Raw genomic sequence first — 12776 nt, 5'->3', positions numbered from 1 at the left:
ATGTCCAGCATTCCATCCGCAAAGGGCATCGACAGCACGCTTGCCCTGCTGCGCAACCCATATGAGTTCATTCCGGACACATGCCGCGATCTTGAGGGCGACCTGTTCGAGACCCGCATCCTCTTTCAAAAGACGATCTGCATGACTGGTGCCGCAGCTGCGGAGGTCTTCTATTCCGAGGATGGGCTCGTGCGCGCAGGCTCGATGCCGAAGCGTATCCAGAGAACCCTGCTCGGCGAAAAGGGCATCCAGGGGCTCGATGGCGAGGCCCACCGTCATCGGAAGCGGATGTTTATGTCACTCATGGCGTCGGAGCGGATCGAAGCTCTCGAAAACACGACGCGGGACCTGCTGGACCGCTACGCACGGGACTGGCAAGCGGCGGAGAAGGTCGTTCTCTACGACGAAGTGCGCGAAATCCTCACCAGAGCTGCCTGCGCCTGGTCGGGCGTGCCGCTTCCCGAAGCGGAGGTCGAGACGCGGACGGCGCAGATGACGGCGCTCTTCCAAGACGCCGGGGCGGTCGGCTGGAAGCACTGGGGTGCGCGTCTGGCGCGGCATCGCGCAGAGCGTTGGACAGCCGGGATTATTGAACGGCTGCGCGACGGAAGCCTTCAGACAGGACAGGAAAGCGCCGCCCATGTCGTCGCGACGTGGCGCGATCTGAATGGGGAGCTGCTGACCTCCAAGGTTGCCGCCGTGGAGCTTCTGAACGTAGTACGCCCGATCGTCGCCGTCTCTGCGTTCATCGCCCAGGCGGCGCATGCCCTGCATCGGCATCCCGAGTGGCGGCAAAAGCTGAAGGACGACGAGGGACAGCTCGAACCTTTCGTGCAAGAGGTCCGCCGTCTGTATCCGTTCTTTCCCGCGGTCGCGGCACGGGTGAAGAGTGATTTCGAGTGGCGCGGATATCGCTTTTCCAAAGGGTACAGGGTTCTGCTCGACCTCTACGGCACAAATACCGACGCTCGCTCGTGGGACGCGCCGCAAGAGTTCCGGCCCGAGCGGTTTCACGATCGGGAGGTCACCCCCTACGACTTCATTCCGCAGGGCGGTGGTGATCACCACAGGAACCACCGTTGTCCGGGCGAATGGATCGCGATCAGCCAGATGAAGGCGTTTTGCAGTTTCTTCGTGAACGCCATCGACTACGAAGTGCCAGATCAGGATCTGGATCTGGAAACCGAAGAACTGCCGCCCATGCCTAAATCCCGGTTCATCATGCGCAACGTCAGGCGTCGGCAGTAGCGTCGGCCTCCTCCGGCTCGACCGACCGCGCATCCTTGGTGGCCTCAAACGCTTCCCACGCAACGTAGGGCACGATCAGAAGCGCCGCGACCGGGTCGGCCCACCACCAGCCCATCCATTGCGTCAGACCGATCCCGGCCAACACCACGATTGTCTGATACTGGCAGATCATGGTGTCCTTGGCATCGTACTTCAGGGCGGGCGCATCGAGCCGTTTGCCATAGCGATACTTGCCCCAGGCGAGGAACGGGTTGACCACGAGCGAAGCACCCAGAATCGCGATACCCCACCAGTTGAAGCCCGGCGCCTTCTGCGAAATGAAGGCGGAGACCGCCTCGTAGAGGATCGCCGCGACGACGATCCAGAAGGCACAGGCAACCACGTAGAGCGCGACCTTCTTGCGGTGCAGGACCGTGCGCTTGCCGGCACCGTCCTTCTCCCCCTTCAAGCGCCAGATAAGCGTCGCGGCTGAGGTGGCTTCGACCGTGCTGTCGAGACCCCAGCTTACCAGTGCCGCGCTGCCGGTCAGAAGTCCCACGGTGACGGATACGACGACCTCGATGATGTTGTAGACGAGGCTGGCGATCTCGACGCGGATGCCGCGCGTCAGATTGGCCTGCCGGTTATCTTTCTGACTACTCATAATACCTCATAATGCGGAGCCTGCAGCAAAAGTTCGAGGCGGGAATTGATTGCCTTGCCATTAGTGTTGCGCCACGAATCGAAAGCCGATGTTGTTCTTTTTCCAAGCTTCCTTAGTAGAGGCGAGCTTGCCCCTCATACATGAATACGAATGGCCTCGGACCTGTCGCGTAGCCGGTGTCGAGCCGCTCGATCCGAAACCCGCTCTTCTCGACAAGGGCGTTCGTCGGGCGGTCAAGGTGACAGTTCCCGGCGCAACGCTTCCAGGCAGGCGTGAGCCAGCGCTGCCAGCGCCGGACACGGGCTTCCGGCGCCAAACCATGCTCGACGAAGCGGAAGATGCCGTCCGGCTTGAGAACGCGCCGGATCTCGGCGAGCGCCTTCTCCGGCTCCGACACGCTGCAGAGCGCCCAGGTGGCGACGACGCAGTCGACGCTGCGATCCTCCAGCGGCAATGCTTCGGCCACGCCCTCGATCATCTCGGCCGCGGGCATCAGGCCATGGGAGGTTTGCGCGGCCCGAGAGAGGAGTTCGGGCGACGGGTCAACACCGATGATCTGACGCACGGCCTCGGGGTAGAGCGCAAGGTTCAGGCCCGAGCCGATCCCGATCTCCAGCACACGTCCATGCAGCCCGGAGGCGGCGCGGCGCCGGTAGGGAAGAAGTTGATCCTGGCCCATCGCCAGATGCGTCAGCCGAGGGAGGATATGTTTCTCGTACAGTCGCATCTGTTCACCCGATCCGCGCAAGGACAGGGAAGGTGTCCAGCAGCCAGTAGGCCAGTGCGCTCAACCGCCCGGTCATCATCGCCAAACCCATCAGGATCATGACGCCGCCCGCAGCCTGATGCAGGCGGCGACCCCAACGACCGATGCCGCGCAGCCTGCCGGCAATACTGTCGGTGAACCCCGCGACGACCAGAAACGGGATCCCAAGGCCGGCCGAGTAGAAGGCAAGCAATGCGACGCCCTCGCCAATCGTCGCGCTTGTCGCGCTGGCGGTTAGGATGGCGCCGAGGATCGGCCCGATGCACGGTGTCCAGCCGAAACCGAAGGCGAGTCCGAGCACGTAGGAGGCGACCGGTTGCCCGCCCGGCAGGTCGAGATGAAAACGCAGGTCGCGCTCCATGGCCGACAGGCGCGCTGCCCCGATCATGAACAGACCGAATAGGATCACGATCGCGCCGCCGACGAGGTTGAGTTCGTAGCGCCACTGCAGCAGCGCCTGACCGAGCGCGGTGGCAGAGGCCCCAAGCGCGATAAATATCGTGGAGAAGCCAAGGACGAAACAGAAGCTGAGCCAGACGGCCCGCCCCTTCGAAGGCGCTGCACTGCCGGTGACCGTACGTCCGGCAACGTAGGATACGTAGCCGGGCACGAGCGGCAGCACGCAGGGCGACAGAAAGGAAACGGCACCGGCCAGCAATGCCGCCATTAGTCCAAGAGCGGAAAGTTCAATCAAATCCACATCTCCAAACTGATCGGTAGACCGCCACCACGTGTGCGCACGGAGCGGAACGGCTGGCGCGGTCGTCGTGCTTTTCCATGTCCTATTGCTTACGTTCGTCAATAAGAGCGCTTATCTGCGCAACGGCTTCGGGGCTGTTCCATTCGGCCGGGCCTGCGAGGCGCCCGCGCTCGCGCCCAATGCGGTCGATCAGAATCGTTGTCGGCAGGCCCACCACGGCCAAGGCCAGCATCGCGCGCGTATCCTCCGCGATATAGAGATCGAGGTTGCGAATGCCGGTCTCTCGGTAGAAGCGGCGCACAGGTTCCAGAGCCTTGTGGTACGGTCCGGTCGGTTCAAACACGACCATGACCGATTGTCGGCTCTTCAGCCATTTGAGGAAAGACCTTCGCCCCTTATCCGTATTCTGGAACCGCCCACATCCGCCGCCGGGGTAACTGTGAACGTCGAAATGCAGCTTCGCGATATCAACACCAACCGTTTCATCACCCATCTTTCTCTGTCCTCTGCTTATCATGCGGGGCACGATCCCCTCGTATCCGTTCAGGCCAGTTCGAAAGGGCGAGGCGATCACACTCTAGGACGGTCCGATGCAACCAGCGCGCTCACGATCCGACCTCGCCACCGACCGGCATAAATGCCGTGCCGGTCGGTGGCTCTACTTTGTAAGCAGAACCCACCGTCGTCATTAGATAAGCGCGGTCCCGGCCATAGGACGGGACGCGCTATATTATGATAGCTTTCGTTGAAAAGTTAGGAGAAACAGGAGAAGTGAAAAAATTGGAGGAAAAATGACTGATAAAGAAGAATTGGTTATAGAGAAAACATCGTTAGAAAAATACTTCGATGCTTTTGAATCGAGCAATGGCTCAGGTCTTACGGCGATAATTGGAGCAGCAACTTATACTTTATTCACAACTTTGGGCAGCGGCAGTTACTTAAACCTTATCCCCCGGTGGCCAACCTTTGATATTTCATATATTCTGGGCACTAATCATGCTTACAATATATCATTTCTGCACTCCCTAGCAACGGCAATGATTTATCTAGCGTGCATCTTTTTCGCCTTATTTTTGCGACGTCTTTATCTTTGTATGGATCTTATCTTTTTCAGATCGAGAAAAAAGATAGACGAATAGAATTGCCTTTCCTTCTTGGGATTCGTAATGATATTAGATATGCCGGGGCATTGTTTATCATTATTACTGTTATTATTATCCCCGTTGTCACTTTGTTTTTCAATGTTAGCGTGACAGCCGCCATATCAGCAGTCATTTATGTATTAGGGGTTTTACTAATTGCGTTTACCATATTTCATATACTATACAGAATTTTGGACCTAGGGTGGGCTAGGTTTACTGTACTTGGCGTAATTCTTATCAGCACATTCTTTATTTGGATGGAGGTTTATCGCAGCGCTCAGAAAGATGCTTACGTATCTGACACTCGATATTGCCAGTGGATGAGAACTTACAATCCTCATGATCTTTATTCAGCTATTAATAAACGCACATGCGAATAGGATGCGCAGTTAATTAGGGGGCTGTTTCTTGCGGTATCACGCAAAAATTATGGAAAATCCTGTCTAAATTTGCTGTAAAAAGGTACAATACACGCCGTCGCAACACCCTCTTACCTTTGGCCGGAACCGGCCTCTTGCGCGGATAGCGCAAGGTCCGGTTGCGGGGGCGCCGCAGGTGCCTCCGCGACCGGACACCATACCCGCGTCGAATAGGGGCCGATCCCGGCCCCTATGGCGCTGCTCAGGTGCGGCGCACCCTGACAATCTTTGTATGCACTCGGGCGGTGCTGAACGTGTCGGGCGGTAAGGTTTCCAGATGCTCGGCCTCGGGATGCTCAAACGTGACCGGCACCAGTGCCACCAGCGTTGCGGCCTCGACGTGCCCGCCTCGGCCAAGCAGCGTCAACGCTGCTGCAACGTGCTTTCTCACATCGCGAAAAGGCGGGTTCATTAGGATGCGCGGAAACTCGACACGGCCTTTCACCTCGTCGGCGTATTCTAGAAAACAACGGTTGATAGTCGGGCCGATGCCGCGAAGCGATGCGGCAAGTTTGTGATGCCGCTCGATCATCGTTAGTTCGCGCGGGCTATGGCCGGAGGCGATCAGCGCGCGCGCGAGCTGGCCGGTCCCCCCGCTTGGCTCCAGCGTAAGATAGTCTCCAACAGCGCCAAGATAGCCCACCATGCGCCGCGCCACGTCCTCGGGCGTGACGTGGCATTCCGTGGCGCGGTCAACTGCGATGACTTCGGGCGCTTCGGCCATTGCCAGGGCGGGCGGGTCCCGCCGTGCCCTGACCGGAATGGTAAGGGGCTTGGCGGGTCGGGTGTAGATCGCGGGGCGCTTCACTCTGCGGCCTCCATGTCCTGAACGCTGGCCGGTGCGTCGTGCTGCTTCTGGTCCGTGATAAAGATTGCAGCCCATCCGGCCATATAGCGGGGGCCTTCGTGCTTCGGGTTCGGGGCGATCCTCACGCGGAAATTGCCGCAGGTCGAAAGGCGGGTGCCGCGCTGCTCGGTGTGGATCTTGGCATAATCTGCCTTGGTCATTTCCACTTGCGGCAGGTTCTCGGCTTCCCTGCGCCACGGGTTCACGACAGAAACTGTGCCGCTCCCGGCTTTGAAATTCAGGATCGGCGGCTTGGCGGGCTTGCTGGCCGGGGGCAGGTAGCCGCAGGATTGCATCAGGTCGCGCCACTCGTCGGCGGAAAGTTCGACGCTGCACCCTTGGGCGATATGGGCGGGCAGGGGGGCGGCACATTCCACGGTGAATAGGTCGGCATCGACCTTCGCGCCCTTTGGCTTGTCCGCGCCATGCTCTCGGACGAACATCTGCAACAGGGTCGGGCTAATCTCCCCTTGATAGCGCGGCACGTCGCCTAGCATGTCCCGCTCATAAGCAAGCCGGTTCAAGGTATGCGAAATCCAACGGCCCAGGTTGTCGCTCTCGATGGTGGCGCGCGCTCCAGCCATTGCCTTTTCTCGGGCCTCCTGCGGGGTTATCTCGCCACTCTCAACGGCGGAATAAAGATTGTAGGAATGCAGATCGCCGCGACCCAAGCCAAGGCGGATCAGGTTGTCGGTCGTCAGCTTGCCCCACACTTCAAGCGCCTTGTGCGCAGTGTTCAATTTGCGCTGTAGGTCGCGCAGTTCGGCTAGAAGCGTCTTGATGCGGCCCGCGCGCACTTTCGGATCGTTCTTGCGGTTGGCGTGACGCTCGACGCCTTCGGCGCGATACTGCCAGTATCCGATGGCTTTGTGCGCCTTCACAGCCTTGTCCATTGCGTTGTGCATCCGCTCCTGCGTCTTGCGGGCCTTCCGCTCGGAATGATGGCCGACAAGGATAGGCTGCCCAAACTCGAACGCGCGCGACAGCTCGTCAGCCGCGCGGGAATACGCGCTGGCCTGCGTGGCCCGTTTGTCCGCGATGGCGTCCAGTCGATCGGCCTTCATCTGTGCCCGTTCCGCCAGGGTCATTTCCTCCGGCTCAATCTCGCCAGCCAGCTCCAGAGCCAAGTCCTCACGGGCGCAAGACCATGCGGGGGCAACGAAAAGCTCCTGTTTGGGTGCCCATTTGAAGCCTGCGGCCTTCACGCGCTGATAGGTTTCGGCATCAAGACGGGTGGACGGATATAGGCGGATTTTGTTGTCTTCGGGCGAGTAGGTCGCGGAAATGGTGGTCATGTCGTTTCCTTTTCGTGGCGATGGCGTTGGGGCTTGGTGCCTCCTTCCGCCGATGGGCTGCGCCTCGTCGGTCTGGTCTGACGAATACGCATGTATTCGGCGGAACAGAGTGAGGAGGGCGAAGCCCGACAAACGGGCCTGGGCGGTTCTGTCAAAGGATCGGAGCCGGGGGGTGGTGCGGCCCGCAGCCGAAGGCGAGGACACGGCCCCCGGTGGAGACGACGCCGCAGGCGGCGCTTGTCTTTTGACAGGGCCGATCAGGTCTGTTGGCGGATATGGAATGAAAAATCGTCGGGATGGGGGTGAGCGCGGGCCTTGGCCCGCGTCGATCCCCTGGCCCGTCCGCAGGATCAAACACAAGTCCGGCGACCAGCCGGGCTTTCTTAATCCTCTATCTTAGGCCGGAGCTATCCAGCCTGCCGCGCTTCGCGGCGGGCCTTGCAGGGTGGCGAGCTGGACGCGAATAACCCATGACAGCAAAGTGCATTCTACAGATGGGGGTTGCCGACAATGAAGGTAAGGATGCTGAACAGCCTGCACATGGAGTACCGGCACAGGTTTGCTGTTGAATTTCAGCAGTTGTTAGAGCAACAGACTTTCGCCGAAACTATATTCAGAAATTACGACATACTTTTCAACAAAAAGGACGCGCCCTTTCATCATACATTGCGACATTGCTTTGGGTGTTCTTTTGAAGGAATGGCGCTTGGCTTGTCCCGCGTATGGGATCAGTCCCGTAATAATAATACAATCTCAATTCCGAACCTTGTTACCATCTTCGAAAGATATGATTATCTTGGTTGTAAGGGTCTACAACCAGGACAGCATGATCGAGAAAATTACGACATTCTTTATGCTGACCCAATTCGACCGCGACTTAGGGTAGTTCGGACTGAGTTCTTAGCTCATAGCATTATGCTGGGCACAAGCAGAGACCGAGACAATAGTGATATTAAGGGACAGCAATTTGGCATCATGAACGGCGACGCCATTAACTACTGCCGCAAGACCCTTGACCTCATGTTTTCGTTGAACGAACAACTTACTTTTTCAAAATGCCAAGCAAAAAGAACCATGGACGAAATGGCGGATGAATGGAACATACGCCACCTTGCATTTCTAAAGCACTTTACGCCTCACGTGCAGTAGCTGCTAGCGTATCAGCATAACTAAAGCTCAGGTTCGGCCTTGCGCGAGCGATCGTGACCCGAAGGGCCGAGACTATGCCGCTGGCCTGACTATTGCGCCCCTGCACGGGCAGGCTCGGAACGAGACAAGCGGGCAGGACCAGGCGCAAAGGAAGGGCAGGGGCATAGGCTCGGGGCGCAGGTCGGCACTTGCCGGCCAAGCCTAGAGTGCGGTCCTTTGGGGCGGGTGGTCTAGGGCGAGAAGCCCTAGACCACCCGCCCCAAGGGACGCCGCGCAAAAAATTTGTTCTGTTCGTAAATGGAGATTAGCGCAAATGATCCATTGCCGGTGACATGCGCGCAATTCCAACGGTCTCATAGGTGCCCGTTTTCGGGTTCAGCACAAACAAGCCATTGCCGCGCAACTCCACCGTCAGCACGCCGTCAGGGCTGGAGAGCTTATCGAAACATGCCAGCATCTTTTCCACCATATCGCGTGTCACTTCCGCTTTGGCGTCCTGTCCCATCTCGCGTGTCGAAAGCATAAAAATACCTTTCTTAATAACTACGCTGGAAGACATATTTGATTTGGCGGCTTGTACCACAAGGTAGACCAAAAGGACTGTTCAAAAGAACAGTGCCACGTTTTTTCTTGACACGCGCGTCAACTTTCCGCTGCGCCTTTACGCGCAGCTCCGCCCGAAGGGCCGGGCCTGGCGGGGGGGTCGGCGCAGACGGCCGCCCCGCCAGGTCATCACTCCCCGCCAAAAAGAAGCCCCGCTAAATGCGGGGCTAGTTGAACCTTCGCCGCGGAAGGATGGGCAGGGCTGCGGTCTACTGAACAGGATCGGCGGCGGGAAACTCGGTGGCTGCCGGGGCTGGCCGCAAGCGGACACTCTGATGTGTCCATGCTGCGCTGTGCAGTTTTTGCTGCGCATCTTTGAAAGGCAGGGGATCGGCATGCAGATCAACCCATGCAGTGCCGTTCCAGTGGGTTGCGATATACAGCGACATTGAAATCTCTCTAGTCTGAAAATGCTTAGGATGGGGCGGCTAAAGCCGCCCCTCCGGTTCGGTATGAATCAGAAGCAGTCCGGGGTCCAAGCCTCGATGCGGGCTTTCTTTTCCGCGTCGATCTTCCATGCCTTCTGATACTCGGCATCGCTGAACAGACGCTCCATGCACTGCGCTTTCTCGGCCTTCTTCTGCGCCTTGTGCGCCTTGAAGCCGTTCCCCTGCGGATCGCAGCCGGTCAGTTCCAGATGCAGCGCGTCCAGATAGTCGGCGCTGACGCGGCTGAAAAAGTTCTCAGCGGTGGGCGTCCAGACCTTGCGGATACCGGCCCCGGCATCGGCCTCGATCAGTCCGAAAAACTCCGCGCTTCCTGCGCCGTAGGGCAGGGTCCGCGCCACGCTCTCGACCAGCGCCGCGTTGCGGGCTTTTTTGCCAGCGGCGACGAACGCGCGAAAGGCGGTCGCCAGATCTTCAATCCGTAGTTCCGGGCGGCTCCATGCCTCATGTCCCGCAGGGGCATGGGTCAGCCGTTCGGAAAACTCCAACCCCTCGGGCTTGCTCGGGCAGTTGTTGGGTCGTCCCGGCGACAGGTCGAAAACATGGGTGCTGACACCCGATGCCAGCGACATGCCGAAGGCCAGCAGGTCAAAGATCATTTCCGGCTTGTCCAGAAGCGCGGTCTGTATCGCGGCCAGCCGCACGGCCTTCATGTCCTCGACCAGCGCGCCGGAATAGGGTGACTTGGGGGCATCCTCGACGCTGGCCGCGCCGTGGCGCGTTGCGGCATGTCCGGTCAGAACCTCTGCCTCGATTGCCTCGGCGCGATCCTCGGGCCGAACCCATGCAGCCGTTTCGCCCAGGGTGCCATCATTCCGGACGTAGATGAACACCCCGGCAACGGCGCGCTGCGCGTCGGTAAAGCCGCCTTCCACGATGTTTGTCAGGTCGGCAAATTCCGCTTGGCCCGCCTCGTCTAGAACGTCGCCCTCGGCCAGCTCCGCCAGTTCGTCGTAACGCTCGCTCTGTTCTTCGCTCAGGACGCCCGGAACAGGATAGATGCGGTCCAGCTTCTCGGCAGTCCCATAGGGGACATAGCTGTCGGGCATTGCTTCGACCCATTTCCAGACTTCTCCGATCTTTGCCGCTGCCTCGTCCATCTTCTCGGTGAAAAGGCGGGCCAGCAGATCGCCATCGTGAAGCGCGGTCGTGTCGCTGAACAGATCGCGGTTCATCCGCCCGCCCGCAGCGGTGTAGGCGTCCAGCCCGACAAACAGGGCGCGGCGGTCGGTGCCGCTGATCGCTTCCGGCTGCAAAGCCTGTTTAATGCGGTACTCGGATACGTCGCGGCCTGTTACCTCGGCCAGAACCTGCAAGGTCAGGGCCTCGTCCTGGGACACGGTAAAGGCTTTCGCCATGCCAAGGCTGATTTGCCCCGCCTTCAAGGCGTCCAGAACAGCAGCGGGCAGCGCCGCCAGCGCAAGGCGGCGGTAAACATGCGCCTCGGTCTTGCCGAAGCTGCGGGCGATGGTGGACACATCTGCGCCTGCATCCTTCATCCGGCCATAGGCCCGGATTTCATCGGCGGGTGCCAAGTCCTCGCGGGCGGCGTTCTCGGCGCTGGCCCATGCCCGCGCGGTGGCCTCGTCGGGGGCGATGCGGACGGGAACGGAGGCCAGTTCCGGGTGGCGCTTCGTCACGGTCGGGTCACGCTCGATTGCGCGGGCGATAGCGCGAAGCCTGCGGCCCCCGGCGACGATGCCGACGCGGCCATCCGCATCGACGGTGCCGGACAGGTTCTGGATCAGGCCGATCATGGCAAGGCTGTCGGCCAGCAGGTCGATCCCCTCCGGGTCCGCATCCTGACGCGGGTTCATGTCGGAGACATAGAGTTGGGCCAGCGGAAAATACTGGATCGGGGCGGCGGCGATGGTTTCGCTTTTCATAATCTGGTTTCCTTTTCGTGGCGATGGCGTGGGGGCTTGGTGCCTCCTTCCGCCGATGGGCTGCGCCTCGTCGGTCTGGTCTGACGAATACGCATGTATTCGGCGGAACAGAGTGAGGAGGGCGAAGCCCGACAAACGGGCCTGGGCGGTTCTGTCAAAGGATCGGAGCCGGGGGGTGGTGCGGCCCGCAGCCGAAGGCGAGGACACGGCCCCCGGTGGAGACGACGCCGCAGGCGGCGCTTGTCTTTTGACAGGGCCGATCAGGTCTGTTGGCGGATATGGAATGAAAAATCGTCGGGGCGGGGGTGAGCGCGGGCCTTGGCCCGCGTCGATCCCCCGGCCCGTCCGCAGGATCAAACACAAGCCCGGCGACCAGCCGGGCTTTCTCAATCCTCTATCTTTGGCCGGAGCTATCCAGCCTGCCGCGCTTCGCGGCGGGCCTTGCAGGGTGGCGAGCTGGACGCGCCATCACAGAGCGAAGGGAAGCGAGCCGCCCTGTGGGAAGGTCCGGCCTTGCGCGAGCGATCGTGACCCGAAGGGCCGAGACTATGCCGCTGGCCTGACTATTGCGCCCCTGCACGGGCAGGCTCGGAACGAGACAAGCGGGCAGGACCAGGCGCAAAGGAAGGGCAGGGGCATAGGCTCGGGGCGCAGGCCGGCCCTTGCCGGCCAAGCCTAGAGCGCGGTCCCGGCCATAGGACGGGATGCGTCCCCCCGCTTCTGTTTTATTACATACTGGCCCATTTTCCTCCCCCGGCAGGGTCCTTTCGGGATGTATCATCGTCGCAGACAACTATGTGAAGGGTTAACACTTTTGGAACACTGGTCACCGGCGGCAATGTTGGACGGAACAGGGTCTTCATCCATCTAACGGCCAGATACGCGATGCCAGCCACCAGAAGAACAGGCATTAACATGCCTGCCACCTCTGCACCCTCCAGCAATCCGTATACAAACCTATCTGCTACATCGGCAGGACGTATTGGCTCCCCAACAACCACGACTGCCTCTGTCTCAACAATTGGGGCGACGTACGTGCCTTCAGGTGTCGCCTCAGTGGCACTGAACAATGATCCGATTTGAAAGCTCCCTGATGCCGGTGTTAAGCCGTAACCTCTGCCATCGGCTCGGCCTCGATCTGGACGCCGAGTTCGCGTGCCAAAGCCTCCAGGCTGTCTATAGTCCCATCATAGGCCGTTTTGGATTTTGGAAAGTCGGCCCGCATTTTCCGGTAAAAAGCAATCTGCGACGGCAGTTCTTCGATAGGGTAAATGCCCGACCACTTGCCGCCGGACATGGTGAATGTGGATTCAGTGTGTGTGATTTTCATGGGCATGTTTTGCCCGATGCCCACGTCAGGAGGCAAGCTTAGATGCTCATGGAAAAGGCCGGAATGTGGGCACGCAACCTCCCGCCCGGTTGCCCACAGTCTGACACTCGATCCCTGTGGTCTCGCTTACAGCCTGCTCCGGCCCTCTGCGTCCACTCCCAAGGTCGTTCCCTTGCGGGCTGGACAATCGGGCTCTGTCCAGATCCTCACGCCTTGTAGAAAAGGCACAAGGCGCGGCCTCGCCGCGTCTTTCTGTTTTGGCCGGAACCGGCCTCTCGCGCGGATAGCGCCCGGCCAGGCGG

General features: G+C 59.8%; 12 protein-coding genes. 3 read left to right on the top strand and 9 right to left on the bottom strand.

The genetic code is table 11. The annotated features are described in order from the left end of the window. Complete coding sequence (locus ACNR9W_RS18575) at positions 1-1248, top strand: cytochrome P450 (RefSeq protein WP_047998166.1); 1248 nt, start codon at positions 1-3, stop codon at positions 1246-1248. Here the strand turns inward: ACNR9W_RS18575 and ACNR9W_RS18570 are convergent. From ACNR9W_RS18570 to ACNR9W_RS18555, 4 genes are all read right to left on the bottom strand, one after another. Next, positions 1232-1891: a cation diffusion facilitator family transporter gene (locus ACNR9W_RS18570; protein ID WP_082379096.1), complete on the bottom strand. Its 660-nt coding sequence runs from the start codon at positions 1889-1891 to the stop codon at positions 1232-1234. The two genes, ACNR9W_RS18575 and ACNR9W_RS18570, sit on opposite strands and share 17 nt — an antisense overlap. A 112-nt stretch (positions 1892-2003) precedes the next feature. Next, positions 2004-2618 (bottom strand): class I SAM-dependent methyltransferase, encoded by a 615-nt coding sequence (locus tag ACNR9W_RS18565; protein ID WP_099278771.1) that lies wholly within the window; start codon positions 2616-2618, stop codon positions 2004-2006. Positions 2619-2622: 4 nt separating this feature from the next. After that, positions 2623-3324, bottom strand: a complete 702-nt coding sequence (locus ACNR9W_RS18560) for a cytochrome c biogenesis CcdA family protein (protein WP_369796074.1) — start codon at positions 3322-3324, stop codon at positions 2623-2625. 115 nt (positions 3325-3439) lie between these two features. After that, positions 3440-3850 (bottom strand): hypothetical protein, encoded by a 411-nt coding sequence (locus ACNR9W_RS18555; protein ID WP_458478873.1) that lies wholly within the window; start codon positions 3848-3850, stop codon positions 3440-3442. Between the two features lie 298 nt (positions 3851-4148). Between ACNR9W_RS18555 and ACNR9W_RS18550 the strand changes: the two genes are divergently transcribed. Then, complete coding sequence (locus tag ACNR9W_RS18550) at positions 4149-4496, top strand: hypothetical protein (protein WP_419271595.1); 348 nt, start codon at positions 4149-4151, stop codon at positions 4494-4496. Positions 4497-5120: 624 nt separating this feature from the next. On the opposite strand, the gene ACNR9W_RS18545 is transcribed toward ACNR9W_RS18550, so the two are convergent. Together ACNR9W_RS18545 and ACNR9W_RS18540 are read right to left on the bottom strand one after the other, a co-directional pair. Further along, positions 5121-5726 (bottom strand): hypothetical protein, encoded by a 606-nt coding sequence (locus ACNR9W_RS18545; protein ID WP_419271593.1) that lies wholly within the window; start codon positions 5724-5726, stop codon positions 5121-5123. Beyond that, on the bottom strand, positions 5723-7060 hold the full coding sequence (locus ACNR9W_RS18540) for a DUF3560 domain-containing protein (RefSeq protein ID WP_419271592.1): 1338 nt from the start codon (positions 7058-7060) through the stop codon (positions 5723-5725). The genes ACNR9W_RS18545 and ACNR9W_RS18540 overlap by 4 nt, the downstream gene beginning before the upstream one ends. Positions 7061-7582: 522 nt before the next feature. Here ACNR9W_RS18540 and ACNR9W_RS18535 point away from each other — a divergent pair. Then, positions 7583-8209 (top strand): hypothetical protein, encoded by a 627-nt coding sequence (locus ACNR9W_RS18535; RefSeq protein ID WP_419271693.1) that lies wholly within the window; start codon positions 7583-7585, stop codon positions 8207-8209. 304 nt (positions 8210-8513) lie between these two features. On the opposite strand, the gene ACNR9W_RS18530 is transcribed toward ACNR9W_RS18535, so the two are convergent. From ACNR9W_RS18530 to ACNR9W_RS18520, 3 genes are all read right to left on the bottom strand, one after another. After that, positions 8514-8714 (bottom strand): hypothetical protein, encoded by a 201-nt coding sequence (locus tag ACNR9W_RS18530; RefSeq protein WP_419271691.1) that lies wholly within the window; start codon positions 8712-8714, stop codon positions 8514-8516. Positions 8715-9269: 555 nt separating this feature from the next. Then, positions 9270-11144 (bottom strand): ParB/RepB/Spo0J family partition protein, encoded by a 1875-nt coding sequence (locus ACNR9W_RS18525; RefSeq protein WP_419271690.1) that lies wholly within the window; start codon positions 11142-11144, stop codon positions 9270-9272. Positions 11145-12246: 1102 nt separating this feature from the next. Further along, positions 12247-12474 carry a hypothetical protein gene (locus ACNR9W_RS18520; protein WP_419271702.1) on the bottom strand — a complete coding sequence of 76 codons (228 nt, stop codon included), beginning with the start codon at positions 12472-12474 and terminating at the stop codon, positions 12247-12249. Positions 12475-12776: the final 302 nt, after the last annotated feature.

It is taken from the genome of Paracoccus sp. T5 (genome assembly GCF_048538155.2).
In the GTDB taxonomy this organism is placed as follows: domain Bacteria; phylum Pseudomonadota; class Alphaproteobacteria; order Rhodobacterales; family Rhodobacteraceae; genus Paracoccus.
Note: the sequence above shows the minus strand (reverse complement) of the source record. Positions and strands in the feature narration are given on the sequence as shown.